Annotated in this window: 21 protein-coding genes and 1 pseudogene; 9 read left to right on the top strand and 13 right to left on the bottom strand. The window is 68.5% G+C overall.

The window, feature by feature from the left end; genetic code table 11:
• Window positions 1-7 precede the first annotated feature (7 nt).
• Both AC3WQR_RS05700 and AC3WQR_RS05695 read left to right on the top strand, forming a co-directional pair.
• On the top strand, window positions 8-1,711 hold the full coding sequence (locus tag AC3WQR_RS05700) for a tannase/feruloyl esterase family alpha/beta hydrolase (protein ID WP_492741383.1): 1,704 nt from the start codon (window positions 8-10) through the stop codon (window positions 1,709-1,711).
• A gap of 118 nt (window positions 1,712-1,829) precedes the next feature.
• Complete coding sequence (locus AC3WQR_RS05695) at window positions 1,830-2,129, top strand: putative quinol monooxygenase (protein WP_070059654.1); 300 nt, start codon at window positions 1,830-1,832, stop codon at window positions 2,127-2,129.
• Window positions 2,130-2,138: 9 nt separating this feature from the next.
• Here the strand turns inward: AC3WQR_RS05695 and AC3WQR_RS05690 are convergent, their stop codons facing one another.
• From AC3WQR_RS05690 to AC3WQR_RS05670, 5 genes and pseudogenes are all read right to left on the bottom strand, one after another.
• Window positions 2,139-4,511 carry a TonB-dependent siderophore receptor gene (locus AC3WQR_RS05690; RefSeq protein WP_492741382.1) on the bottom strand — a complete coding sequence of 791 codons (2,373 nt, stop codon included), beginning with the start codon at window positions 4,509-4,511 and terminating at the stop codon, window positions 2,139-2,141.
• 153 nt (window positions 4,512-4,664) lie between these two features.
• Window positions 4,665-6,002, bottom strand: coding sequence for a sigma-70 family RNA polymerase sigma factor (locus AC3WQR_RS05685; protein ID WP_492741381.1), 1,338 nt, complete (start codon window positions 6,000-6,002; stop codon window positions 4,665-4,667).
• A 130-nt stretch (window positions 6,003-6,132) separates the two neighbouring features.
• Window positions 6,133-6,861: a DsbA family protein gene (locus tag AC3WQR_RS05680; protein ID WP_492741380.1), complete on the bottom strand. Its 729-nt coding sequence runs from the start codon at window positions 6,859-6,861 to the stop codon at window positions 6,133-6,135.
• Window positions 6,855-7,748: pseudogene (locus tag AC3WQR_RS05675) on the bottom strand (MBL fold metallo-hydrolase); the annotation flags it as partial. The gene AC3WQR_RS05680 and the pseudogene AC3WQR_RS05675, both read right to left, overlap by 7 nt.
• A 120-nt stretch (window positions 7,749-7,868) precedes the next feature.
• A complete protein-coding gene (locus AC3WQR_RS05670) occupies window positions 7,869-8,786 on the bottom strand; it encodes a LysR family transcriptional regulator (RefSeq protein WP_492741379.1) in 918 nt (305 codons plus the stop codon).
• Between the two features lie 100 nt (window positions 8,787-8,886).
• On the opposite strand from AC3WQR_RS05670, the gene AC3WQR_RS05665 reads away from it, so the two are divergent.
• From AC3WQR_RS05665 to AC3WQR_RS05655, 3 genes are read left to right on the top strand one after another with little or no spacing between them, the layout of a single operon-like run.
• A complete protein-coding gene (locus AC3WQR_RS05665; protein WP_492741378.1) occupies window positions 8,887-9,834 on the top strand; it encodes a hydroxymethylglutaryl-CoA lyase in 948 nt (315 codons plus the stop codon).
• On the top strand, window positions 9,831-11,030 hold the full coding sequence (locus tag AC3WQR_RS05660) for a CaiB/BaiF CoA transferase family protein (protein ID WP_492741377.1): 1,200 nt from the start codon (window positions 9,831-9,833) through the stop codon (window positions 11,028-11,030). Before AC3WQR_RS05665 ends, AC3WQR_RS05660 begins: the two co-directional genes overlap by 4 nt.
• Before the next feature lie 39 nt (window positions 11,031-11,069).
• The gene (locus AC3WQR_RS05655; protein ID WP_095950667.1) at window positions 11,070-12,068 is read left to right on the top strand and encodes a Bug family tripartite tricarboxylate transporter substrate binding protein; all 999 of its coding nucleotides are present in this window, start codon (window positions 11,070-11,072) and stop codon (window positions 12,066-12,068) included.
• 48 nt (window positions 12,069-12,116) lie between these two features.
• Here the strand turns inward: AC3WQR_RS05655 and AC3WQR_RS05650 are convergent, their stop codons facing one another.
• The 3 genes from AC3WQR_RS05650 to rpoD all read right to left on the bottom strand — a co-directional run bounded on the left by AC3WQR_RS05650 (window position 12,117) and on the right by rpoD (window position 16,804).
• Window positions 12,117-13,244 carry an HPP family protein gene (locus AC3WQR_RS05650; protein WP_492741376.1) on the bottom strand — a complete coding sequence of 376 codons (1,128 nt, stop codon included), beginning with the start codon at window positions 13,242-13,244 and terminating at the stop codon, window positions 12,117-12,119.
• A gap of 12 nt (window positions 13,245-13,256) precedes the next feature.
• Complete coding sequence (locus AC3WQR_RS05645) at window positions 13,257-14,495, bottom strand: multidrug effflux MFS transporter (protein WP_447742935.1); 1,239 nt, start codon at window positions 14,493-14,495, stop codon at window positions 13,257-13,259.
• Window positions 14,496-14,599: 104 nt separating this feature from the next.
• A complete protein-coding gene (rpoD, locus tag AC3WQR_RS05640; RefSeq protein ID WP_254668039.1) occupies window positions 14,600-16,804 on the bottom strand; it encodes an RNA polymerase sigma factor RpoD in 2,205 nt (734 codons plus the stop codon).
• On the opposite strand from rpoD, the gene AC3WQR_RS05635 reads away from it, so the two are divergent.
• On the top strand, window positions 16,797-17,078 hold the full coding sequence (locus AC3WQR_RS05635; RefSeq protein WP_369632159.1) for a hypothetical protein: 282 nt from the start codon (window positions 16,797-16,799) through the stop codon (window positions 17,076-17,078). The genes rpoD and AC3WQR_RS05635 overlap by 8 nt on opposite strands.
• Window positions 17,079-17,259: 181 nt before the next feature.
• Here AC3WQR_RS05635 and dnaG read toward each other — a convergent pair whose 3' ends face one another.
• Entirely contained in the window at window positions 17,260-19,287 is a 2,028-nt protein-coding gene (gene dnaG / locus AC3WQR_RS05630) for a DNA primase (protein ID WP_492741375.1), read from the bottom strand.
• Window positions 19,288-19,361: 74 nt separating this feature from the next.
• Between dnaG and AC3WQR_RS05625 the strand changes: the two genes are divergently transcribed.
• Window positions 19,362-20,309: a YihY/virulence factor BrkB family protein gene (locus tag AC3WQR_RS05625; RefSeq protein WP_369632161.1), complete on the top strand. Its 948-nt coding sequence runs from the start codon at window positions 19,362-19,364 to the stop codon at window positions 20,307-20,309.
• Here AC3WQR_RS05625 and AC3WQR_RS05620 read toward each other — a convergent pair.
• Window positions 20,257-21,015 carry a 3-hydroxyacyl-CoA dehydrogenase gene (locus AC3WQR_RS05620; RefSeq protein WP_056590186.1) on the bottom strand — a complete coding sequence of 253 codons (759 nt, stop codon included), beginning with the start codon at window positions 21,013-21,015 and terminating at the stop codon, window positions 20,257-20,259. The two genes, AC3WQR_RS05625 and AC3WQR_RS05620, sit on opposite strands and share 53 nt — an antisense overlap.
• 130 nt (window positions 21,016-21,145) lie before the next feature.
• The gene (locus AC3WQR_RS05615) at window positions 21,146-21,697 is read right to left on the bottom strand and encodes a phasin family protein (protein WP_062470565.1); all 552 of its coding nucleotides are present in this window, start codon (window positions 21,695-21,697) and stop codon (window positions 21,146-21,148) included.
• A 184-nt stretch (window positions 21,698-21,881) separates the two neighbouring features.
• Between AC3WQR_RS05615 and AC3WQR_RS05610 the strand changes: the two genes are divergently transcribed.
• Both AC3WQR_RS05610 and AC3WQR_RS05605 read left to right on the top strand, forming a co-directional pair.
• Window positions 21,882-22,808, top strand: a complete 927-nt coding sequence (locus AC3WQR_RS05610) for a histone deacetylase family protein (protein WP_492741374.1) — start codon at window positions 21,882-21,884, stop codon at window positions 22,806-22,808.
• Window positions 22,805-23,266: an acyl-CoA thioesterase gene (locus tag AC3WQR_RS05605; protein WP_492741373.1), complete on the top strand. Its 462-nt coding sequence runs from the start codon at window positions 22,805-22,807 to the stop codon at window positions 23,264-23,266. Before AC3WQR_RS05610 ends, AC3WQR_RS05605 begins: the two co-directional genes overlap by 4 nt.
• 61 nt (window positions 23,267-23,327) lie before the next feature.
• Here AC3WQR_RS05605 and AC3WQR_RS05600 read toward each other — a convergent pair whose 3' ends face one another.
• On the bottom strand, window positions 23,328-23,738 hold the full coding sequence (locus AC3WQR_RS05600; RefSeq protein ID WP_492741372.1) for a hypothetical protein: 411 nt from the start codon (window positions 23,736-23,738) through the stop codon (window positions 23,328-23,330).
• 67 nt (window positions 23,739-23,805) lie between these two features.
• Window positions 23,806-24,039, bottom strand: coding sequence for a CsbD family protein (locus AC3WQR_RS05595; protein WP_095950977.1), 234 nt, complete (start codon window positions 24,037-24,039; stop codon window positions 23,806-23,808).
• Window positions 24,040-24,112: the final 73 nt, after the last annotated feature.

Below are 24,112 nucleotides of genomic sequence, written 5' to 3'. Positions count from 1 at the left end.
CAGACAGATGGCGATCCCCCACACAGTGTTCAGCGGGGGCGCCGTGCTGGCGACCGCCGCGTTGCTCGCCGCATGCGGCACGGCCCCGACCGGCCTCACGCGCCTCGGCCTCGGCGCCGATCCGGCCCAGGCTTGCGCGGCGCTCACCGCGCCGGTGGCGGCCGCCGCCATCGGCCTGCCCAGCGGCGCGGCGACGATCGATTCGGCAGCGCTCGTGCCGGCGTCGGCACTGGCCGTGGCCGAGCGCGGCCCCAGCCCCGCCTCGCGCATCACGCCGGCAATGCCCGCGTACTGCAAGGTGCTCGGGCGCATCGCACCGGTCGATGCGAGCGCGCCGCCGATCCTGTTCCAGGTCAACCTGCCGCTCGCATGGAACGGGCGCAGCGTGCAGTACGGCGGCGGAGGTTTCAACGGCGTGCTGATCACCGGCCTTTCGTTGGTGCCGGCGGGCCGCTTCGACCAGCCCACGCCGCTCGCGCAGGGCTACGTGACCTACGGCACCGACTCCGGTCACCAGAACGTGCAGGGCCAGCCGCCGCAGGCCTTTGCGCTCAACGACGAGGCGCTCGTGAACTTCGCGCATGCCTCGTACAAGAAGGTGCGCGACGTGGCGGTGGCGCTGACGCAGCGCGCCTACGGCCACGCACCGCAGAAGCTCTACTTCATGGGCAGCTCCGAAGGCGGGCGCGAGGCGCTCACGATGGCGCAGCGCTATCCGCAGGACTTCGACGGCATCTTCAGCCGCGTGCCGGTGATCAACTGGACCGGGCTGCAGCATGCGGGCACGCGCAACGGAATCGCCACCTTCGGCGAAGGCTGGCTGCGGCCCGCGCAGGTGCAGCTGGTGCACAACGCGGTGCTCGCGTCGTGCGATGCGACGGATGGCGTGGCCGACCGCATCGTGTCGAACCCGGTGGCCTGCCTGCAGCGCTTCGACCCCGCCACCCTGCGCTGCGCAGCGGGCACGAGCGGCGACAACTGCCTCAACGACGCGCAGGTGCAGGCGGTGCGCACGCTGCGCTCGCCGTGGCGCTCGCCCGTGCCGCTGGCGCATGGCGTCACCGAGTACCCGGGCTGGGGCATCGGCGGTGAGGGCACGCCGGCCTTTGCGTCGATGGGCGGCTGGAACGCCTGGTGGACCGGCACCGCCGCGCCGACCGTGCCGCCGCAGCCGAGCAACGGCATCGCTTGGTTCTACGGCAGCGGGGCGCTGCAGTATTTCTACGCGCGCAATCCGTCGCTCGACGTGCGCAACTACCGCGCCGAAGACTTCGCGGCCCGCATCGCCACCGTGTCGCAGCTGATGGACTCGACCAACCCCGACCTCGGCGCCTTCCATGCGCGCGGCGGCAAGCTGCTGGTGCTGGAGCACATGGCCGACTACGCGCAGAGCCCGTTCGCGGGCATCCGCTACTACGAGTCGGTGGTGGCGCGCATGGGCCGCGAGAACGTGGACCGTTTCATGCGCCTGTACACCGCGCCCGGTGTCGACCATGTGGGCAGCGGCGCACCGGCCAACGTCGACATGCTCGGCGCGCTGGCCGACTGGGTCGAGCGTGGACGTGCGCCGACCGGGCTGCAATTGCTTGAACAGGACGTGCAGCCGCCGTTCAAGACCACGCGTGCGCGTCCGCTGTGCGAGTGGCCGCTGTGGCCGCGCTACGTGAATGGCGATGCGTCGCAGGCGGCGAGCTTCCAGTGCAGCCGGTAGCGCTCGCTTGAAGCGGTCGCGATCTTCAAGGTGCGATTGAAGGAGTTTCGGGGCGAGGGGGCTTTTTCATGTGCGGGTGTCGCCGCAGACTGCAGGCATCCGAACTTCACAACGACCCATGAGCACCACGCCCCTCATCAGCATCGCCGTCCTGAAGGCCAAGACCGGCCAGCGCGAGGCGCTGCGCGACGCCCTGAGCGCGCTGGTGGCGCCCACGCGGCAGGAGCCCGGCTGCCTCGACTACACCTTGTTCGAACTGCGCGACGAGCCCGGCAGTTTCTACATGCGCGAGTCGTTCCAGGACCAGGCCGCGCTGGACGCGCATTTCGCCACGCCGTATTTCCAGGCCTTCGAAAAGCGGTTCGACGCGCTGCTGGACGCGCCGATCCGGCTGGTGTTCCTGGAGAAGGTCGCCTAGGCGCCGGCCTCAGAACTGGTACTTCGCGCTCGCGACCACCGAGCGGTCGCTGCCGGGGTAGTACTTGCTGTACGCGCGCGATGCAGCGTACTGGCGGTTGGCCAGGTTCGTGGTGCTCAAGGCGAAGCGCCAGGGCCCGCGCTTGTAGTGCACCGTGGCGTCGAGCAGCGCGACGCCGCCTTCGGACGAGGTGTTGCCCACGTCGTTCCAGCGCTTGCCGATGTAGCGCACGCCGCCGCCGAAGCCGAAGCCGTTGCCCATCGTGTAGTCGAGCCAGAGCGAGGCCGTGTTGCGGGGCACCTGGATCGGTGTCTTGCCGCGCTCGGTTTCGTTGGCGCTCTCGCGCACCTTGGTGTCGAGCCAGGTGTAGGAGGCCGTGAGGTTCAGGTCGCGTGCCAGCTCGGCCTTGGCCTCGAGTTCGAGCCCGCGCGAGCGGATGCGGCCGATCTGGCGCGCCTCGAAGGTGTTCTGGTCGTAGGTCACCACGTTGGATTTGCGCAGGTCGAACACGGCCGCGGTGAACAGCGCGCGCGTGCCCTCGGGCTGGAACTTGACGCCGGCCTCCACCTGCTTGCCACGGCTCGGTCGGAACGGCGTGCTGTTCAGGTCGACGCCGCTGGTCGGCATGAAGGATTCGGCGTAGCTGAGGTACGGTGCCCAGCCGTTGCCGACGAGGTAGCTCAGGGCCGCACGGCCGCTGAACTTGTCGTCGGTCTGAGTCGTGCGCTCGCCCTTCAGCCGATCGTAGGTGGCGGACTTGACGTGGTCCTGCCGTCCACCGAGCGTGAGCAGCCAGTGGGGGCCGAACTTGATCTGGTCCTGTGCGTACACGCCGAGCTGCTCGGTGGTCTGCGTGAAGTTGCTGTCGGGCCGGAACGGTTCCGCCACCGGCAGGCCGTTGACGGGAAAGCGCAGGTCCAGGCTCGGCGCCGGCCCGGAGAACTGCTTGGCCGTGTACCGGACGCGCGACCAGTCGACACCGAACAGCAGCGTGTGCTCGACGTCGCCGGTGCGCACGCGGCCCTGCAGCTGCGTGTCGGCGGTCCATTGGTTGACCCACTCGGGGGCGAAACGCGCGGTGCGCCGCAGCGTGTAGCCGTCGGGCGCGAGGTTGACGACCACGTGGTGCTTGTCGGTGTCGAAGCTGAAGTAGCGCGTGTTCTGGCGCACCGTCCAGTCGTCGTTGATGTGGTGTTCGAACAGGTAGCCGAGCGACGATTGCTGCTGCTTGATCCGGCTGTAGTTCGGTTCGCCCTGGATGAGCCCGGTGTCGCGTCCCTTCGCGTCGGTCACGTTGAAGGTGTCGTCGCTGGCATCGCTCTTCAGGAATTCGCCGAGCAGGGTGAACGAGGTGGCGGCCGACGGCTGCCAGCGCAGCGAAGGCGCGAGGTAGCTGCGCTTCACTTCGGCGGGGGCGCCGTTGGGATAGCGCTGCTGGCTGTTGCTGTCCAGCTCGACGCCCACGAGGCGGTAGCTCAGCGTGTCGCTCAGGGCGCCGCCCAGGTCGAGGGCCAGCTGCTTGCGCTGGAAGCTGCCGTACTGCACTTCGATCTCGCGCGTGGGCGTGCTGCTCGGCATCTTGCTGACGCGGTTGACGATGCCGCCTGCATCGCCCAGCCCGAACATCACCGACGACGGGCCGCGCAGCACCTCGACGCGCTCGACGCCGTAGGGCTCGGTCAGCGAGTAGGCGGGCAACAGCAGGCCGTCGCGGTACATGGCGTTGCCCGCGGTGGCGTCGAAACCGCGCAGCAGCAGCCAGTCGATGCCGCGTGCGTCGTAGCCCCAATTGCCGGCAACCACGCCGGGGGCGTAGCGCACGGCTTCCATCACGGTCTGCACGCCGCGCGCCTCGAGTTCTTCGCGGCCGATGACGGAGATCGACTGCGGCACTTCGAGGATCGGCGTGTCGGTCTTGGTGGCGCTCTGGCTGCGCCGGGCGACATAGCCCGGCACCGGGCCCAGGCTGGTTTCGAGTTCGGCGGTGGCGCTCACGGTCACGGCCGGCAGGGTGGCGCCTGCGGCGCTTGGCGCTTTCTCGATGACCAGCGTGCTGCCCGCTACGCGGCCGGCCAGCCCGCTGCCCTGGAGCAGTTGCGCGGCGGCGGCCTGCACGCTGAGGCTGGCCTGGACCGGGCGGCCCTGCAATCCCTGCAGCAGACCCGGCGCCGCCAGCAGCTGCACGCCGGCCTGGCGCGCAAGCTGGTTCAGCGCCTGGTCCAGCGGCTGGGCGGGGATCGAGAAGGCGATGGCTGCGCCGGCGGCGGGCGGTGTCGTGTTTTGGGCCCAGGCGGTCTGGCTGGCCTGCGTGACCAGGCACAGCACGGCCGCCGCGATCAGGTGGCGCCGGCCGGCGGGGAGAAGAAGGTGGCGGGAGGGCATGCGGTTCTCTCGGTTCAGGTCGGGGTCATGAAAATTCCGGAACGTCCGCAGGGCGGTTGTTCCGGGCTCCATGGACTGATACGACCGAGCGAGCGCAATCCCTCATGCAGATTGCAAGAAAGACAAGGCAAGGCCAGCAGGCGGATGCCGGCGTCAGGAGATCGGGCGGCGTTCGATGACCAGGGCGCGTTCCGCCCCGTCGTCTTCGCGCACCCGCACCGGCAGGCTGTTGGGCAGCAGGCGCAGCCAGGTGCCCGCCTCGGCGATGCGCACGCGCCCGAACACCGGGAGTTGCGCGGCCTCGGGCGCCACGCGCAGGGGGCGCGGGCTGTAGCGCGCCAGGCGCTCCACCACCTCGCCGAGCGGCTGGTGATGAAAGTCGAGCCAGCCGTCGCGCCACGGGGCCACGGCGCTGTTCACGGCGTTCGCGGCCGGTTGGGCCGCAGACAGCTGCAGCGCCGTGTCGATGAAGGCGCGGTCGCCCGCGCCGAGCACGCGCGCGTCGCCGCTCGCGCTGCGCACCCGCACCTGGCCCGATTCCACCGCGACGCGCACGCCGCCGTCCTGCAGCGCAACCTCGAAGCGCGTGCCTAGCACCGTGATCTCGTGGCCCAGGGCGCTGACGATGAAGGGGCGCGCCTCGTCGCGCGCCACGTCGAAGAAGGCGCTGCCGGCCAGCAGCCGCACGGTGCGGCGCGTGGCGAAGTACTGGACCTCGGCGCGGCTCGCGGCGTCGAGCGTGAGACGGCTGCCGTCGGGCAGCGCCTGCGCCTGGATGCGTCCGATGGCGGTCGCCAGGGTGGCGCTGTAGCCGGGCATCCACTGGCGCCAGGCCTGCCAGAGCGCGGCGCTGCCGACGCTGAGGCCGCCCACGCCGAGCAGGGCCGACAGCGCGCGGCGCCGCCCGGTGCGCGCCGGCGCCACGTCGCCGCGCCAGCGGTGCAGCGCGGCCTCGACGCTGTCGAGCGCCCGCATCACCTCGCGCTCCACGGTCTTGATCGACACGCCGTGGCGGCGCGCCAGTTCGGCATGGCAGGCGCCGTCGAGCCGGTCGGCCAGGAAGATGTCGCGGCTGCGCGGCGGCAGGGCCCGCAACGCGGCATCCACCGCGTCGAGTGCCTGCCGGTGGGCGACGCCATCGGCCACGTCCCGTGTGCTGTGGTGGTCGTGTCCCGTCGTCAGCCCGGTGTCGAGGTCGACGGGGGCGGGGCTGAAGCGCTCCGCGCTGCGCTGGCGGCGGCGCAGGTGGTCGATGGCGAGGTTCTCGGCCACGGTGTAGACGTAGGCGCGCACGGCGGCCTCGGGCGGGGCGGGGTCGGCGGGGGTGTCGTCCCGCGCTTGCGCACGTTCGGCCAGCCGGACCCACGTGTCATGCGCCAGCTCCCGCGCCTCGTGCGGGCTGCCGGTGCGGCGCGCGATGAAGCGCACCAGTTCCTGGTAGCTGTCCTGGAAGGCTTTCAGCAGCGGGCTGGAGGAGAGTTGGGCGGACATGGGCTGGGGTGTGGCGCGCGAATCGCAGGAGAATTATTGTCGAGAATAGTTCTCATTTGATGGCGGCATACCCGAATCGGCCCCGTTCTGTGGCGAACGGGGCCACCGCCGGCCCAGACCGGCGATGCGGCTAGATCGCGCAGCCGTCGGGGCCGCACGCTGCAGGCGCTGCGGCTGCAGAAGGCGCCGGCGCGACGAAGGTGCCGAGCTGTGCCTTCCAGTCGTCCGCACGCCCCAGCCACGGCCCGATGTCGATGCGCCCCGCGCTGCCGTCGGCCTGCGCCAGCACGAAGGTCGGGAAGCCCTGGCCGCCCGCGCGCTGCAGCAGGTCGCGGCTTGCGGCGATGTGGCGCGCGGTGGCGTCGCCCGTGTGCTGCGCGAAGGCCGCAGCGAAGGCGTCGGCGTCGAAGCCGAGCTCGGCCGCCAGCGCGGCGAGCACACCGGCCTCCGCGATGCGTCGGCCTTCGACATAGTGGGCCTGCTGCACGCGGTGCGCCATGTCCAGCCCGCCGCCCGCACGCAGCGATTCGGCCGCGAGGATGGCGGTGATCGGCGGTTCGGAGTCCATCACCGCACCGCTGTCACGCAGCAGGCCTTCGAAGTAGGCCTCGCCGAACGGCTGGCCCGTGAGTTCGGCGATGCGACGGTCGTGCGGGATCACGTAGTCGCGCCACTGCGGCGTGATGGGGCGGCGGTTGGCGCCGGTCATCATGCCGCCGGCGTGGAGCTCGACGCGCAGGCCCGGCACGGTGCGCGCGGCCTCGACCAGCGGCGCGGCGGCGTAGCACCAACCGCACAGCGGATCGAAGATGCAGTGCAGGGTGGCGGAGTCGCCGTTGTTGTTGGTTACTGCGGCCACTTCATTTCTCCCTTGATGACCTTGGCGCCCAGTTCGAGCGACGAGGCGTCCTCGAGCTTCGGGTAGCGCTGCTTCATGGCGGCGATCAGCGCGCCCGAGTCCTTGGCCTTGGTGGCTTCGGTCTCGAAGGCCTTGAGGTAGTCGCGCGTGAACTTCACCGAGGCCACGGTGTAGGGCGCCGAGCCGTCGGCGTTCGGCAGGTAGTGGCCGGGCACCACGGTCTTGGGGTGCAGCGCGGCGATGCGGTCGAGGGTCTTGAGCCAGTCGCGGCGCGACTGCACCGTCTGCGTGTCGGCCACCCAGACGTGGATGTTGGCCGACACCGGAATGCCGCCGACCACCGCCTTCAACGAGGGAATCCACGCGAACGTGCGCGCGGGCGAGGGGCCGTCCAGGCCGACGACCTGGATCTTCTTGCCTTCGAGCGTGAGGCTGTCGCCGGCCAGCGGCTCGGGCACGACCAGCGCCTGGGGCGCGTTGTCCTTGAGGATCGGGCCCCAGTGCGCGAGCTTGCCGTCCTTGGAGGCCTGGATGGCGGCCACGGTCTGCGGCGTGGCGACGATCTTCGCGTCGGGGAAGGCGGCGCGGATCACGTCCAGGCCGAAGTAGTAGTCGGGGTCGCTGTGGCTGATGTAGACCGTGGTCAGCTTCTTGCCGCTGTCCTTGATCTTCTGCACCAGCGCCTGCGCGTCGTTGCGCTGGAACTGGGCGTCGACCAGCACGGCGTCGGTGGCGCCGGCGACCAGCACCGACGACACGGGGAACATCGACTTCGTGCCGGGGTTGTAGACGTCGATCTTCAGCGGCTGGGCGGCCTGGGCGGCGAGCGGCGCGAGGGCGAATGCGGCGGACAGGGCGGCAGCGGCAACGAGGGTTCTGCGGAACATGGCGGTGTCTTTCGGTCGATGAGGTTGAGGGTGACAGCGTGAACAGACCGGATGTTAGGTTGCGCGAAACGAAACAAAAACCACCGCCAGCACAATGGATCGTTTCTGATATCGGACGAATCAGGCGGCTTCCGCGCGGTCCGTGGCGCAGCGCTCGAGGTGCGCGACCAGCAGCTGCGCCGAGGGCGACAGCGCCGCCTCGCTGCGAAAGCAGATCGCGAAGCGCCGGCGCGCCCAGTCGTCGGTGAGCGGCATCAGCCGCAGCCCGAAGGCCTCGGTGAACGGCCGGGCGACCTCCGCCGGCACGACGCTGATGGCCAGCCCGGCGCGCACCACGCGCAGCGCCGCATCGAAGTTGGACACCAGCACGCGGTACACGAGCGGCTTGCCGGCCACGGCCGCCTCGCGCGCGAGCATCAACTGCACGGCGCTGAGCGCGGGCATGCCGACGAATTCGTGGTCGAGCACCTGCTCGAAGCGCACCGCGTCGTGGCGGGCCACGGGGTGCGACGGGTGGGCCACGATGGCCAGGTGGTCCGAGCGGTAGTCGCGCCGCTCCAGCCCGTCGAGGTCGGCCGCGTCCCAGCACAGGCCGATGGACGCGATGCCCTCGCGGATGCCGCGCACGATCTCGGGGCTCACGCGCTCTTCCATGTCGACGCGGATGTTGCGGTGCGCCGGGTCCTGCAGGAAGCCGGCCACGTCCTCGGCGAGCGATTCGGCCATGACCGACGCGGACGCCAGGATGCGCACATGCCCGCGCGCGCCGCCCGCGTAGGCGGCCATGTCGTGCTCGATGCGGGTGGCGCTGCCGAGCATGGCGCGCGCGTGTTCGAGCAGCGTTTCGCCGGCCGGCGTGGGCACCACGCCGCGGCGCTTGCGCAGCAGCAGCGGCGTGCCGACCGTGTCTTCGAGCTGGGCCAGGCGCTTGCTGATCGCCGAGCCGACGATGTTGGCCTGCTCGCCCGCGCGCGCGATGCTGCGGCTGTCGCAGACGGCGACGAACAGGCGCAGGGTGGTCAGGTCGAGGTCTCTCATGAAGTTCCAATCAGGAAGCAAACGGCTTCCAAAATATACCTTCAGGACTGAATCGGAACTTCTACGATCGGCGTCATTCCCTCACGACGGAGACACCCTCTTGATTCACGCCTTCCTGCCGCCGCGCGCGGTCGTCCGCGAAGTGGGCCTGCGCGACGGCCTGCAAAGCATCGCCCGCGTGCTGCCCACCGCACGCAAGCTCGAATGGCTCCGCGACGCGCACGCGGCCGGCCAGCGCGAGATCGAGGTCGGCTCGTTCGTGCCGGCGCACCTGCTGCCGCAGCTGGCCGACACGGCCGAGCTGCTGGCGTATGCGAAGACGCTGCCGGGGCTCTTTGCCTCGGTGCTGGTGCCCAACCTGAAGGGCGCCGAGCGCGCCATCGCGGGCGAGGCCGACCTGATGATGGTGCCGCTGTCGGCCAGCCACGCGCACAGCCTGGCCAACCTGCGCAAGACGCCCGACGAGGTGGTGGCCGAGGTCGGCCGCATCCGCGCGGCGCGCGACGCGGCGGGCTCGAAGACGCTGATCGACGGTGGCGTGGGCACGGCCTTCGGTTGCACGATCCAGGGCCATGTCGACCCCGACGAGGTGCTGCGCCTGATGCAGGCGCTGCTCGACGCCGGCGCCGACCGCGTGAGCCTGGCCGACACGGTGGGCTACGCCGATCCGGCCATGGTGCGCAGCCTGTTCGAGCGCGCATTGCGCATCGCGGGCGACCGCCTGTGGTGCGGGCATTTCCACGACACGCGCGGGCTGGGCCTGGCCAATGTCTACGCCGCGCTGGAGGTCGGCATCACGCGCTTCGACGCCTGCCTGGCCGGCATCGGCGGCTGTCCGCATGCGCCGGGCGCGAGCGGCAATGTCGACACCGAAGACCTCGTCTTCATGCTCGAGAGCATGGGCGTGCAGACGGGTGTCGATCTGTCGAAGCTGCTCGATCTGAGGAAGCGTGTGGCCGGCTGGCTCGACGGCGAGACGCTGCAGGGCACGGTGTGGCGCGCGGGCTTTCCGAAGACCTTTGCGCCGGCGGAAGGCGTCGCCGCATGAGTACCGAAGCCAAACGCCTGCCGCTCGCGGGCATCCGCGTGGTCGAGTTCACGCACATGGTCATGGGGCCGACCTGCGGCATGGTGCTGGCCGACCTGGGCGCCGAGGTCATCAAGGTCGAGCCCATCGACGGCGACCGCACGCGGCACCTGCTGGGCGCGGGCGCGGGCTTCTTCCCGATGTTCAACCGCAACAAGAAGAGCATCGCGCTCGACCTGCGCCATCCGCAGGGGCTCGAGGCCGCGCTGCGCCTGTGCGCCACGGCCGACGTGGTGGCGCAGAACTTCCGCCCCGGCACGATGGACAAGTACGGCCTGGGCTACGCCGCGCTGGGCAAGCTCAATCCGCGCCTCGTGTACGTGAACCACACGGGCTTCCTGCCCGGCCCGTACGAGCACCGCACCGCGCTGGACGAGGTGGTGCAGATGATGGGCGGGCTCGCCTACATGACGGGGCGCCCCGGCGATCCGCTGCGTGCGGGCAGCAGCGTGAACGACATCATGGGCGGCATGTTCGGCGCCATCGGCGCCATCGCCGCGCTGATGCAGCGCGCCGAAACCGGCCGGGGGCAGGAAGTGCAGTCGGCGCTGTTCGAGAACAACGTGTTCCTGGTCGGCCAGCACATGCTGCAGTACGCGATCACGGGGCAGGCGGCCGCGCCGATGCCCGAGCGCATCTCGGCCTGGGCGCTGTACGACGTGTTCACCGTGAAGGACGGCGAGCAGATCTTCCTGGCGGCCGTGAGCGACGCGCAGTGGAAGACCTTCTGCGACGCGCTGGGTTTCGACGACCTGAAGGCCGACGTCACCTTGCAGACCAACAACGACCGCGTGCGCCTGCGCCCGACCTTGCTGGCCGCGCTGCGCACCCGCCTGGCCGACCGTTCGGCCGCCGAGCTGTCGGCGATCTTCGAGGCGCGCGGCCTGCCGTTCGCGCCGATCACGCGGCCCGAAGACCTGTATGCCGATCCGCACCTGCAGGCCACCGGCGGCCTCGCCGACATCCGGCTGCCCGATGGCGAGCGGGCCGGCGAGATGGCGCAGACCACGCTGTTCCCGATCACGCTCGGCGGCGAGCGGCTGGGCGTGCGCCTGCATCCGCCGACGCTGGGCGAGCACACGCGTGCGCTGCTGGCCGAGCTGGGCTATGCGCACGAACAGGTCGAGGCGCTGCACGCCGAAGCGGCCGTGGCCTGATCCTTCAAGCACCGACAAAGACAAAGAGAGACAAGACCCATGAGCCCGATTCCGTTTTCCTCTTCTTCATTCAACCGCCGTGCGTTGCTCGGCCTGGGGGCGTCGGCGGTCGTGCTGTCGGCCGCCCGCCCGGTGTTCGCGCAGGGCGGCGACAAGCCCGTGCGCTTCATCCTGCCGATCAGCGCGGGCTCGGGCGTGGACGCCATCGCGCGCGCCGCCTCGGTCGCGCTCGGCAAGGCGCTGGGCCAGCCGGTGGTGATCGAGAACCTGCCGGGCGCCGGCGGCATCACCGGCACCTCGGCCGTGATCAAGGCCCCGCCCGACGGGTTCACGCTCGGCATGGTGTCGAACAACCACGTGATCAACCCGAGCGTGTTCAAGAAGATGCCTTTCGACGCCATCGCCGACATCACGCCCATCAGCGTGGTGGGCGCCACGCCGCTGGTGCTGGCCGTGAACCCGAAGCTGCCGGCGAAGAACGTGAAGGAGCTGGTGGCGCTGCTGCGCGCGAAACCCGAGGGCTACAACTACGCCTCGTCGGGCAACGGCACCATCATCCACCTCGCGGGCGAGATGTTCATGGACGAGGCCGGCGTGAAGGCACGGCACATTCCGTACAAGGGCACCGGGCCGATGGTGACCGACATGATCGCGGGGCAGGTCGAGATGGGCGTGGTCGCGCTGCCGGCGGTGCAGCCGCATCTGAAGAGCGGCGCACTGCGCGCCATCGGCCTGTGCGGCCCGGCGCGCTCACCGGCCGCGCCCGAGATTGCGACGATCGCGGAGCAGGGGCTGCCGAACTACGCGGTCGAAGGCTGGTTCGCGGTGATCGGTCCGCCGAAGATGCAGCCGGCCGACGTCAAGCGCGTGCACGAGGCCATCGTGGCCGCCTTTGCCGCGCCCGAGGTGCGCGAGGCGATGGACAAGCAGGGCAACATCGTCAAGCCCACGTCGCCCGAGCAGGCGGCGAGCTACTTCCGCAGCGAGGCCGCGCGCTATGCGGCGCTGGTGAAGAAGGCGAACGTGGTGCTGGAGTGAAGCCTTGCGCCTTCCCCTTCGCGAGAAGGGGGAGGCGACGTGCGGACGCTACGCCGGGCTCACCGCGCGGTACAGCGCCCGCACGAAATCCGACTGCGTGATCATCCCCGTCAGCCGCTTCTCTTCATCGATGATCGGAATGTGGTGATGCCCGCCTTCGGAGAACAGCGGCACCAGCTCGACCACCGGCCTGTCGGCGCTGGCCGCGCGCACCTGGCGCGTCATGATCTGGCCGACCACCTCGGGCTTGTTCGACATCACCGTGCGCGTGGCGCGGATCAGGTCGCGCAGCCGGCCGGCGATGCCGTCGTGGTGCTGCAGGTCGAGCTGGCGGAAGAAGTCGGCCTGCGTGACGATGCCGACCACGCGGCGCGTGCGGTCGGTCACCGGGAGCGCCTTGATGCGGTGCTGGTGCATCAGCGTCCAGGCTTCCTGCAGCGGCGTGCCGAACTCCACCGAGATCGGCGTGCGCGACATGATGTCGGCGCAGTGCAGCGTGCCCAGGCGGCGCTTGTACGACTCGAGCTCGGTCTGCTGGATCAGCGACTCGAGGTCGTCGCGGCTGATGTCGAGCACCTGGTTGTAGCGCGCCAGCACGGCGTCGATGTCGGCCTGGCTGAAGCGTGCGTCGGGCGAGGGCGGGCGCGCCACCTGCACGTGCGGATAGCGCCGCCCCGTGAGCGTGTTGTAGGCCACGCCGGCCAGCACCAGCAGCAGCGAGTTCACGAGCACCGGGAACAGCGCCGCCGAGAAGTCGGTGGTGTGCGTGAGCACCGCCAGCAGCGCTGCCGCGCCGCCGGGCGGGTGCAGGCAGCGCGTGAAGAACATCAGGCCGATGGCCAGCGCCACGGCCACGGCAGCGGCCACGGCGGTGTCGGGAATCCAGCTGGCGCAGGCGATGCCCACCAGTGTCGACAGCGTGTTGCCGCCGATCACCGACCAGGGCTGCGCCAGCGGGCTGGCGGGCACGGCGAACACCAGCACGGCGGTGGCGCCCATCGGCGCGACCAGCCACACCGCATGTTCCAGCGGGACGGCCAGCCAGCGGCACAGCAGGCCGGTGATCAGCAGCCCGATGCCTGCGCCGCCCACGGCGCGCAGGCGCTCGCGCGCATTGACGTTGGAAGGGCCCGGGAGCCAGGCGCGCAGATAAGTCCACAGTGCGGCGAATCGCATCCCCCGTCCCCCTCAGGCTTCTTCGTGCGCCACCCGACGCCCGATGTCGGGCCAGCGGTGATGCAGCCAGACCCAGGCGACCAGCCCGATCGTGAGCATCAGCGCGGAGGTGAGGGCCAGTGCCAGCGTGGAGTGCATCACCAGCGGCGCCACCGCGCCGGCCACGACGCCGTTGGCGGTGGAGCCGATCACGGCCTGCAGCGACGAGGCCATGCCGCGGCGCTCGGGGTGCAGGTCGAGCACGAGCAGCGTGACCACCGGCACCATCAGCGCCCAGCCGAAGGCGAACACCGCCAGCGGCCACACGGCCCAGGCCACATGTGCCTGGAAGAAGATGTTGGCCACCACGTTGACCACCGAGGTGACCATCATGATCAGGAAGCCGTCGCGGATCTGCCGCTTGGGCGCGACCTTGCCGGCCATGCGGCCGCTGGCGCGCGCGCCGAGCATGATGCCGCCGATGGTCAGCAGGAAGAACCAGAAGAACTGCTGCGGCTGCAGCGACAGGTGGTCGCCCAGGAACGCGGGCGCGGCCAGCACGTAGAGGAACATGCCGTTGAAGGGCACGCCGCTGGCGAAGGCCAGCAGCAGAAAGCGCGGGTCGGAGCACAGGTCGCGGTAGCCGCGCATCAGGTGGCGCACCTGGAAGGGCTGGCGGTGGTCCTTGTGCAGCGTCTCGGGCAGCAGCTTGTAGTTGGCGACGAACAGCACCACGCCCACCGCCACGAGGAACCAGAAGATCGAGTGCCAGCCCGCGTGCACGAACAGGAAGCCGCCCACGATGGGTGCGATGGCCGGGGCCACGCCGAAGTAGATCGTGACCTGGCTCATCACCCGCTGCGCCTCGGCCGGCGGGAACATGTCGCGGATGACGGCGCGCGACACCACGATGCCGGCACCGGTCGACAGGCCCTGCAGGCCGCGGAACAGCACCAGCTGCGTGATGTTCTGCGACAGCGCGCAACCCAGCGAGGCCAGCGTGAACACCGCCAGCCCCCACAGCACCACCGGCCGGCGGCCGAAGCTGTCCGACAGCGCGCCGTGGAACAGGTTCATGAAGGCGAAGCCGAACAGGTAGGCCGACAGCGTCTGCTGCATCTCGGCCGGCGTTGCGCCGATCGATTTCGCGATGCCCGAGAAGGCCGGGATGTAGGTGTCGATGGAGAAGGGCCCGAGCATGCCCAGTACGGCGAGCAGCACGGCAAGCGCCCAGCGTGGGGCCTGCCAGAGTTTGTCTGCGTCGGGATTCATGGAAAGGCGGCTCCGTTGTACTTGTAGTGTGTCGGTGGAAAAACGAGAACGCCCGCCGCCCGGGTGAGGGGCAAGGCGGGCGCTTGGGCTTCAGCGAACCTGGATTACAGGGTGTCGATGAAGCTGCGCAGCTTGTCGGAACGCGACGGGTGCTTCAGCTTGCGCAGCGCCTTGGCTTCGATCTGGCGGATGCGTTCGCGGGTCACGTCGAACTGCTTGCCGACTTCTTCCAGCGTGTGGTCCGTGCTCATCTCGATGCCGAAGCGCATGCGCAGCACCTTGGCTTCGCGCGGCGTGAGGGAGTCGAGGATGTCCTTGACCACGTCGCGCAGGCCGGCTTGCATCGCGGCCTCGATGGGGGCCGTGTTGCTGCTGTCCTCGATGAAGTCGCCCAGGTGCGAATCGTCGTCGTCGCCGATGGGGGTTTCCATCGAGATCGGCTCCTTCGCGATCTTCATGATCTTGCGGATCTTGTCTTCCGGGATCTCCATCTTGGCGGCCAGGATGCCGGCGTCGGGCTCGAAGCCGAACTCCTGCAAGTGCTGGCGCGAGATGCGGTTCATCTTGTTGATCGTCTCGATCATGTGCACCGGGATGCGGATGGTGCGCGCCTGGTCGGCGATCGAGCGCGTGATGGCCTGGCGGATCCACCACGTCGCGTAGGTCGAGAACTTGTAGCCGCGGCGGTATTCGAACTTGTCGACCGCCTTCATCAGGCCGATGTTGCCTTCCTGGATCAGGTCCAGGAACTGCAGGCCGCGGTTGGTGTACTTCTTGGCGATGGAGATCACGAGGCGCAGGTTGGCCTCGATCATTTCCTTCTTGGCATCGCGCGAGGACGATTCGCCCTCGTTCATGCGCTTGTTGATGTCCTTGAGCTCGGTCAGCGGCACCACCACGCGCGACTGGATGTCGGTGAGTTTCTGCTGCAGTTCCTGCACCGGCGGGATGTTGCGCGCGAGCACGGCGCTCCAGGGCTTGCCGGCCGCGGCCTGCTTCTCGACCCACTTGAGGTTCAGCAGGTTGGAGGCGATGCGGTTGCCGTTCTTGTCGAAGCCGCTGAAGTCGCGGATGAACTCGTCCTGCGGGAAGCCGCACTTGTCCACGATGATGCGGCGCAGTTCGCGTTCCTTCTTGCGCACGTCGTCCACCTGCGTGCGCACCAGGTCGCACAGCTTCTCGATGGTCTTGGCCGTGAAGCGGATGGTCATCAGCTCGTCGGACACGGCCTGCTGGGCCTTGGTGTAAGCGGGCGTGCCGTAGCCTTCCTTCTCGTAGATCTTGTGGATCTTCTCGAACATCTCGGCAATGCGGTCGAAGCGCGAGAGGGCTTCGTTCTTGAGTTCTTCGAGCTTCTTGGTCAGGGCCTTGGAGCCGCCCTTGCCGTCGTCGTCGTCTTCTTCGTCGAATTCGTCGAAGTCTTCTTCGGCCACGTAGTCGTCGGCCTCGTTGGGGTTCGAGAAGCCGTCCACGATGGTCGAGATGACGACCTTGCCTTCACGGATGGTCGCGGCCATTTCGAGGATCGCGGCGATGGTGGCGGGGGAGGCCGAAATGGCTTCCATCATGGCCATCAGGCCGCCTTCGATGCGCTTGGCGATTTCGATTTCGCCTTCGCGCGTCAGCAGCTCGACCGTGCCCATTTCGCGCATGTACATGCGGACCGGGTCGGTGGTGCGGCCGAATTCGCTGTCCACCGTGGACAGGGCCGCTTCGGCTTCTTCCTCGGCTTCTTCCACCGTGGTGGCGGTGGGCGCGGTGTTGTTCAGCAGCAGGGTCTCGGCGTCGGGCGTCTGCTCGTACACAGCCACGCCCATGTCGTTGAGCATGGTGACCACGACTTCCATGGTCTCGGCGTCGACCAGCTTGTCGGGCAAGTGGTCGGAGATTTCGCCGTGCGTGAGGTAGCCGCGGGTCTTGCCCAGCGTGATCAGGGTCTTCAGGCGCGAGCGGCGCTTGGCCAGGTCTTCTTCGGAGAGCACGGTCTCGTCGAGGCCGAACTCCTTCATCAAGGCGCGTTCCTTCGCCTTGCTGATCTTCATGCGCAGCGGCTTGACCTTCTCTTCGGTGGTCGCGACGGCCGCGGGCTCGTCACCGGCCAGGTCTTCCTCGATGTCCGACAGGTCGATGTCGCTCTCGCCGGCTTCCTTGGCGGCCTTGGGCTTGCGCCCGCGCTTGGCGCCGGTGGCGGGCGCGGCGGCAGCGCCGGCGGCCTTGGGCGGACGGCCAACTTTCTTGGCGGCGGGGGCAGCCGTGGCAGTGGCCGCGGCTTTTTTTGGATCGTCGAGAGAGGTCGATTTCGTGGGCACGGTTTTCACTTTCGTTGCGGCTGCCGTTTTGGACGCGGCGGCAGCCGTCTTGGTTGCCGGTTTGGCACCGGCTTTCAGCGGTTTCTCTGCTGCGGGCTTGGTGGCGACGCTTTTGGCGCTTTTGGCAAGTGAAGGAGCAGGCTTCTTTGAACTGGGCATACGACCTCGTTACGACAAGAAAAGACAAGCGGGATCACAGGCGCGCTGTCACGCGGACAGCACCACCATGCCCGTGCACAGGCACGGACAAAACAATTGGGAAACGAGGAATTAATTCCTCACCAGGCAAGATGTCGGGCGAACATTTGGTGTGCAGTCCTTGCGGTTATTGACCCTTTCCGCCGGAATTTACCGTTGGAGTGCGTTGCGCTAGGGGTCGGCCCGGAGGTGCTGCTGTCGCTCTTGCCTAATTTCGCCAGTTGCGAAGCCCTACATTATAGCCTGTTGCGCAAATTTCAAGCAGTATCTGTCCCCGACGCGCGAATGCGGTCGCGCAATTCGAGCCGGCGGGCTTCCAGCGCCTTGTAGCGCTCCAGGGCTTTCGGGTCTTTTCCAACCGAAGCGATGGCCTCGCTCTGCTGGGCCTTGAGCCGGTCGTCGAGCATGAAGTCGAGCACGCTCCCCAGCTCCTTGGCGGCCTCGGCCAGGTGCTGTTCTTCCTCGCCCTCGGGCACCGGCCCGGCCTCGGAGACGCTCATGAGGCGCTCGGCCAGCGGCGCGAAATCGAGCCCGCGCAGGCCTTCGCGCAGCGCCGCCCAGGGTTGCACGCCATGCTCGTGCAGCTGGCTGTCCAGCCAGGTGAAGAGGGCGCCGTGCTCGCCCGGCAGGTCGCACAGCATCACGTGCAGCTCGTGCGACAGCGCCTCCCACTGCGCCATGTTCGACAGCACCAGCCGCACCGCCACGTCGGGCCGGCTCGGCGGCTTGCCGCGTCCGCGCAGCGGCTCGATGGGTTCCTCGAACTTGCCGCCCCAGCGCTTGCCCTTGGTGAACTTGCGCGGCTGGAACTTGGGTTTGCTCTCGTTTTCATAGCGCGGCGGCTCATAGTCCTGCGTCGGCGGCAGGTCCGGGTAGTAGTCGCCCGGGTCGTTGCCGTAGCTGTCGGGCTCGCTGTGGCGCTGCGGCGCCTGGGGCGGCGCACCGGCGCCCTTGCGCGGGCCGGGCGCGGCCGTGGCCCACAGGTCGGACAGCGCCGCGGCGTCGAGCTGGACCAGCGTGGCGATCTCGCTGAGCAGCTGCCGCTTGAGCGCGCCGTCGGGCATCGCGCTCCAGAGCGGGCGCACGTTGCTCGTCATGTGGGCGCGGCCCTCGGCGGAGCTCAGGTCGCAGCCTTCGCGGGCGGCTTCGAGCATGAAGCGCGACAGCGGCGTGGCCTCGGCCACGAAGCCCGCGAAGGCCTCGGCGCCGTGCGCGCGGATGTAGCTGTCGGGGTCGTGTTCGGCCGGCAGGAACAGGAACTTGATGCTTCGCGTGTCGGTGGCGTAGGGCAGGGCGCCGTCGAGCGCCTTGCGCGCGGCGCGGCGGCCGGCGGCGTCGCCGTCGAAGCTGAACACCACCGATTCGGTGAAGCGGAAGAGCTTTTGCACATGCTCGGTGGTGCAGGCGGTGCCCAGCGTGGCCACCGCGTTCGGAAAACCGAGCTGGGCCAGCGCCACCACGTCCATGTAGCCCTCGGTGACGAGTGCGTAGCCGCGGTCGCGGAAGGCGGCGCGTGCCTCGTACAGGCCGTAGAGCTCGCGGCCCTTGCTGAAGACGGGCGTCTCGGGCGAGTTCAGGTACTTGGGCTTTTCGTCGCCGAGCACGCGCCCGCCGAAGCCGATGCACTCGCCCTTGACGTTGCGGATCGGGAACATCACGCGGTCGCGGAAACGGTCGTAGCGCTTGGCCTCCTCGTCGCTGAGCTTGCCTTCCTCGTTGTTGACGATCACCAGTCCGCTCTCGGCGAGCAGCGGATCGTCGTAGTCGGGAAACACGCTGGCCAGCGCGCGCCAGCCGGCCGGCGCGTAGCCGATGCCGAACTGCTTGGCGATCTCGCCCGACACGCCGCGGCCCTTGAGGTAGTCGATGGCGCCGGGCGCCTGGCGCAGCGCCTTGCGGTAGGCGTCGCCGGCTTTCTCGAGCACGTCGGTCAGCGTGGCCTGCTTCTGGCGCTGGCTGGCGGCGCGGGCGCGTTCGGCCGGCGAGACGTCGTCCTCGGGCACCTGCAGGCCGTACTGGCCGGCCAGGTCGTGCACCGCCTCGACGAAGCCCATGCCCGCATGTTCCATGAGGAAGCCGATGGCGTTGCCGTGCACGCCGCAACCGAAGCAGTGATAGAACTGCTTGGTCGGGCTGACCGAGAACGAGGGCGACTTCTCGCCGTGGAAGGGGCACAGCCCCATGAAATTGGCGCCGGCCTTCTTGAGCTGGACGTAGCGGCCGACGATTTCGACCACATCGGCGCGCGCGATGAGTTCCTGGATGAATGAAGCGGGGATGGTCATGGCTGCGGGGAGCGGCAAATCATACGCAAGCGCACGGGCGGCATACTGAACCCCGCCGCAAATCCACATCACGCATGAAGACGCCACTGCCTTTGCAACACGCCGCGCCGCTGCTGCGCCATCCGCTGCGCTTCGTCTGGGGCGCGCTCAAGGACTTTCGCGCCAACCAGGGCCTGCTGCTGGCGGGGGCGGTGGCGTACTACGCGCTGCTGTCCATCGTGCCGCTCTTGATCGTGAGCGTGATGGCGCTGTCGCACGTGATCGACCAGGGCGAGCTGCTGCGCACCATCGGGCGCTACCTCGAATGGCTGCTGCCGGGGCAGTCGAAAGCGATCGTGGCCGAGCTGTCGAGTTTCCTGGACCACCGCTCGGTGCTCGGGCCGGTGCTGCTGGTGACGATGATCTTCTTCAGCTCGCTGGCGTTCAGCGTGCTCGAAAGCGCGATGGCGGTGATCTTTCACCACCGCAAGGACGATCACAAGCGCCACTTCCTGGTGTCGGTGGCGATGCCGTACCTCTACATCCTGAGCCTGTGCGCGGGGCTGCTGCTGGTCACGCTGGTGTCGGGGGCGCTGCAGCTGGTGGGGCAGGAAAGCGTCGACCTGCTGGGGCGCAGCTGGTCGCTGTCGGGCATTTCGGGCCTGCTGCTGTACCTGCTGGGGCTGGGCGGCGAGATCTTCATGCTGACCTCGCTCTACCTCGTGATGCCGGCGGGGCGCATGTCGCTGCGGCATGCGCTGCTGGGCGGCGTGACCGCTGCGCTCTTGTGGGAGGCCACGCGGCGCGTGCTGATCTGGTATTTCTCGACGCTGTCGCAGGTGAACATCGTCTACGGCTCGCTCACCACGGCGATCGTGGTGCTGCTGAGCCTGGAAATCGCCGCCATGCTGGTGCTGCTCGGGGCCCAGGTGATCGCGAACTACGAGCGCCTGGACCGCACCGGCAGCACGAAGCCGCCGGCGTCCGAGATCAGCGAGGGGCCAATCGAATCGCTCCGTCCAGACGAATCACCTCGCCGTTGAGCATGTCGTTCTCGATGATGTGCTTGGCCAGCTTGGCGTAGTCCTCGGGCGTGCCCAGGCGCGAGGGGAAGGGCACGCTGGCGGCCAGCGCGTCCTGCACTTCCTGCGGCATGCCGAACAGCATGGGCGTGCCGAAGATGCCGGGGGCGATGGTCATGTTGCGGATGCCGCTGCGCGCGAGGTCGCGGGCGATGGGCAGGGTCATGCCGACCACGCCGCCCTTCGAGGCGCTGTAGGCGGCCTGGCCGATCTGGCCGTCGTAGGCCGCGACCGAGGCGGTCGAGATCAGCACGCCGCGTTCGCCGGTGGCTTCGGGCTCGTTCTTGCCCATGGCGTCGGCCGCCAGGCGGATCATGTTGAAGCTGCCGATCAGGTTGACCGTGACGGTCTTGCTGAACACGGCCAGCGCGTGCGGGCCGTTCTTGCCCACGGTCTTCTCGGCCGGCGCGATGCCGGCGCAGTTCACGAGGCCGACCAGCTTGCCCAGCTTGAGCGCGGCGGCCACGGCGGCCTGGCCGTCGGCTTCCTGGCTCACGTCGCACTTCACGAACACGCCACCGATCTCGCGGGCGACGGCTTCGCCCTTGTCAGCCTGCATGTCGGCGATCACCACCTTGGCGCCGTTGGCGGCCAGCATGCGCGCCGTGCCTTCGCCGAGGCCCGAAGCGCCACCGGTCACGATAAAAACTTTGCCGTCGATCTGCATTGAGAGTCTCCTGAAATGAGACCCGCATTATCGAAGACGGCCGCCGGCCAAAAAAAAAGGCCTCATCCGAAGATGAGGCCCTGAATTGGATCCGTGAGGACCCAAGGAGACAACTGGTGGTGGTCGGTGCTTAGCGCTTGCGCGAAGCGGTGGCCGTCTTGGCAGCGGCGACGGCTTGGGTCGACACGGCGTTGAAGTTGGCTTCGGCGACGTCCGACGCTTGCTTGACGGCCTTCTGGACCGATTCGAAAGCGTTGTTGGCGGCGGCCACGGCGCTCTTGAGCACGGCGACGGCGGTTTCCGAACCGGCGGGGGCGTTCTTGGAAGCGCTGTCGACGAGGCCGACGAAGGCTTGCTGGGCTTCAGCGGCCTTGGCTTCGAAAGCCTTCGAGAATTCGGCGCTGGTGCCTTGGGCGATGTCGTACAGGTGACGGCTGTAGGCAGCGGTCTTTTCGGCCAGGGGCTGGAACAGGCTGGCTTGCAGCGTCAGCAGCTCTTGGGCGTCCTTGACGCTCAGGGCAGCCTGGGCGGTGCTCTGGGCTTCGGTCAGGGCGGCCTTGGAAGCGGTCACGTTCAGTTCGACCAGCTTTTCAACGCCTTCGAAAGCCTTGGTGGTCAGGCCGAACAGGGTTTCGAGGTTTGCTTTTTGAGCGGCGAGGATTTGGTCAGCGGTCAGGGCCATTTGAGATCTCCAGAAAGGATGATGGGGTGGTCGATTCACGTTGCGCTGCGCCTCGTCGTCTATGTTGCGGTGCAGCATGGCCTCAAGTATAGGCAGCTGAACGAGGCGATCAAGTGGTTTTTGCTGCTCTGCAGCAATTTAGAAGCGGCCTTCTAAATCCGGCCTGCGCGGCCAGAATGCGGCCATGCGTGCTTTCTATTCCGGGCAGTTCGTCCTGCCCCTGCCGCCGGGCCACCGCTTTCCCATGTCGCGCTACGCGATGCTGCGCGATCGCCTGCAGGAGCAGCTGCCGGCCGTCGAGATGGACCCGGCCCCGCGCGCCACCGACGACGAGTTGGCGCTGGCCCACACCCCCGAATGGATCGCCGCCGTCAGCGAAGGCCGCGTGAGCCCGCAGGCCATGCGCGAGATCGGCTTTCCGTGGAGCGAGGCGATGGTCGAGCGCTCGCGCCGTTCCACCGGCGCCACCATCGCCGCCTGCCGCGCCGCCTTCGCGGGCGGCGTGGCGGCCAACATGGCGGGCGGCACGCACCACGCCTACGCCGACAAGGGCAGCGGCTTCTGCGTTTTCAACGACGCGGCGGTGGCGGCGCGGCTGATGCAGGTCGAGCAGGCCCGTGTTGGCCGGCTGCTCAGGGTGGCGATGATCGACCTCGACGTGCATCAGGGCAACGGCACCGCCCGCATCTTCCAGGGCGACCCGAGCGTGTTCACGCTGTCGGTGCACGGGCAGAAGAACTTCCCGTTCCGCAAGGAGGCGAGCGACCTCGACGTGGAGCTGCCCGACGGCTGCGGCGACACCGACTACCTGGCGGCGCTGGAGCACGCGCTCGACGAGCTCGACCGCCGCTTCTCGCCCGGCCTCGTGATCTACCTGGCCGGCGCCGACCCCTTCGAGCGCGACCGGCTCGGCCGCCTCAAGCTGAGCTTCGACGGGCTGGAGGCGCGCGACCGCCGCGTGTTCGACTGGACCTGGCAGCGCCGCATTCCCACGGCCTTCGCGATGGCCGGCGGCTACGCCAGCGACATCGCCGAGACGGTGCAGGTGCAGCTGGGCACCTTCCGGGTGGCGCTCGATTACTGGCGCCGCTGGCAAAATGCCGCGCGATGAGCGCCCCCACACCACCCACCTCAACCCCCAAGCCCATGCCCCACGCCCGCAGCGCCTACCGGGCGTTTCGCAGCATCCCGACGCGGTGGGCCGACAACGACATGTACGGCCACGTCAACAACGTCGTCTACTACAGCTGGTTCGACACCGCGGTGAACGTGCTGCTCATCGAGCGCGGCGCGCTCGACATCCATGGCGGCCAGACCATCGGCTTCGTGGTCGAGACGCAGTGCAACTACTTCGCGCCGGTGGCCTTCCCGCAGACGGTGGAGGCGGGCATCCGCGTGGCGCAGGCGGGCCGATCGAGCGTGCGCTACGAGATCGCGCTGTTCGCCGAGGGTTCCGACACCGCCGCGGCGCAGGGGCACTTCGTGCATGTGTACGTCGACCGCGCGACGCAGAGGCCGGTGCCATTGCCCGAGGCGCTGCAGCAGGTGGTCGATTCGCTGCGCACCTGAGCGCTCGCCCATGAAAAACGGCGCCCGCAGGCGCCGTCCGTGAGAGGGGCCGCAGCCCCGCTTACATCGTCTTCTTCATGGCCTTGATGTCGGCCTTGCCCTGGGCTTCATCAGCCTTGGCCTGCTTCACGCAAGCGTCCTTGGCCGCGCCATTCTGGTCGTCGCACTTTTCCTTCGCGACTTCATAGGCAGCCTTCACCTTCTCTTCGGCCACCTTGCGTGCATGGCTGTCGCTCGGCTGGTACTGCTGTTCCAGCTCGGCCTTGGCCACTTCTTCCTTGCCCTTGGCTTCCTTCTGGCAGACGTCCTTGGCGTTGTCCTTCATCGTGTCGCACTGGGCCTTGGCGACCTTGTAGTCGGCCTCGACCTTTTCCTTGGCGACTTTGTACTCGTCCTTGGTCATCGCACCGGCCTGGCCGGCGACGAAGAAGGAGGAGGCGAGGGCGAGCATGACGAAGTGTTGTTTTTTCATGGTGTGTGTCCTTTGCGGTGAATGACAGGGAAAGAGAAGGGAAGGGCGCAGGGCGCCTGCTTCTTTCTCAGTTCTTCTCGAACCAGAGTGCGTCCGGCGAGCGGCCGTCGCGAGATTCCCAGTCCTTGACCTGCTTCTCGGCCTCGTCGCGGCTGATGCCGTGGCGTTCCTGGATGCGGCCCAGCAGCTGGTCGCGCTTGCCGGCGATGACGTCGAAGTCGTCGTCGGTCAGCTTGCCCCACTGCTCCTTGATCTTGCCCTTGAGCTGCTTCCAGTTGCCTTCGATGGTGTCCTTGTTCATGCGAATCTCCTTGAGAAAGAGTGATGACCCGGCGGAACATGCCGCCGCCGTGAAATCAATGTCGCGTGGGTGA

Source organism: Variovorax sp. FW305-3-2-15-B-LB1 (assembly GCF_058787635.1).
The sequence above is the reverse complement of the archived record's forward strand: the minus strand, read 5'-3'. Positions and strand labels throughout refer to the sequence as shown.

What these genes read in the sequence shown, in the direction of transcription:
- AC3WQR_RS05700 (WP_492741383.1), top strand. Translation starts at nt 8, where the DNA reads ATGGCGATCCCCCACACAGTGTTCAGCGGGGGCGCCGTGCTGGCGACC.
- AC3WQR_RS05695 (WP_070059654.1), top strand. Translation starts at nt 1,830, where the DNA reads ATGAGCACCACGCCCCTCATCAGCATCGCCGTCCTGAAGGCCAAGACC.
- AC3WQR_RS05690 (WP_492741382.1), bottom strand. Translation starts at nt 4,511, where the DNA reads ATGCCCTCCCGCCACCTTCTTCTCCCCGCCGGCCGGCGCCACCTGATC.
- AC3WQR_RS05685 (WP_492741381.1), bottom strand. Translation starts at nt 6,002, where the DNA reads ATGTCCGCCCAACTCTCCTCCAGCCCGCTGCTGAAAGCCTTCCAGGAC.
- AC3WQR_RS05670 (WP_492741379.1), bottom strand. Translation starts at nt 8,786, where the DNA reads ATGAGAGACCTCGACCTGACCACCCTGCGCCTGTTCGTCGCCGTCTGC.
- AC3WQR_RS05660 (WP_492741377.1), top strand. Translation starts at nt 9,831, where the DNA reads ATGAGTACCGAAGCCAAACGCCTGCCGCTCGCGGGCATCCGCGTGGTC.
- AC3WQR_RS05655 (WP_095950667.1), top strand. Translation starts at nt 11,070, where the DNA reads ATGAGCCCGATTCCGTTTTCCTCTTCTTCATTCAACCGCCGTGCGTTG.
- AC3WQR_RS05650 (WP_492741376.1), bottom strand. Translation starts at nt 13,244, where the DNA reads ATGCGATTCGCCGCACTGTGGACTTATCTGCGCGCCTGGCTCCCGGGC.
- AC3WQR_RS05645 (WP_447742935.1), bottom strand. Translation starts at nt 14,495, where the DNA reads ATGAATCCCGACGCAGACAAACTCTGGCAGGCCCCACGCTGGGCGCTT.
- dnaG (WP_492741375.1), bottom strand. Translation starts at nt 19,287, where the DNA reads ATGACCATCCCCGCTTCATTCATCCAGGAACTCATCGCGCGCGCCGAT.
- AC3WQR_RS05625 (WP_369632161.1), top strand. Translation starts at nt 19,362, where the DNA reads ATGAAGACGCCACTGCCTTTGCAACACGCCGCGCCGCTGCTGCGCCAT.
- AC3WQR_RS05620 (WP_056590186.1), bottom strand. Translation starts at nt 21,015, where the DNA reads ATGCAGATCGACGGCAAAGTTTTTATCGTGACCGGTGGCGCTTCGGGC.
- AC3WQR_RS05615 (WP_062470565.1), bottom strand. Translation starts at nt 21,697, where the DNA reads ATGGCCCTGACCGCTGACCAAATCCTCGCCGCTCAAAAAGCAAACCTC.
- AC3WQR_RS05610 (WP_492741374.1), top strand. Translation starts at nt 21,882, where the DNA reads ATGCGTGCTTTCTATTCCGGGCAGTTCGTCCTGCCCCTGCCGCCGGGC.
- AC3WQR_RS05605 (WP_492741373.1), top strand. Translation starts at nt 22,805, where the DNA reads ATGAGCGCCCCCACACCACCCACCTCAACCCCCAAGCCCATGCCCCAC.
- AC3WQR_RS05600 (WP_492741372.1), bottom strand. Translation starts at nt 23,738, where the DNA reads ATGAAAAAACAACACTTCGTCATGCTCGCCCTCGCCTCCTCCTTCTTC.
- AC3WQR_RS05595 (WP_095950977.1), bottom strand. Translation starts at nt 24,039, where the DNA reads ATGAACAAGGACACCATCGAAGGCAACTGGAAGCAGCTCAAGGGCAAG.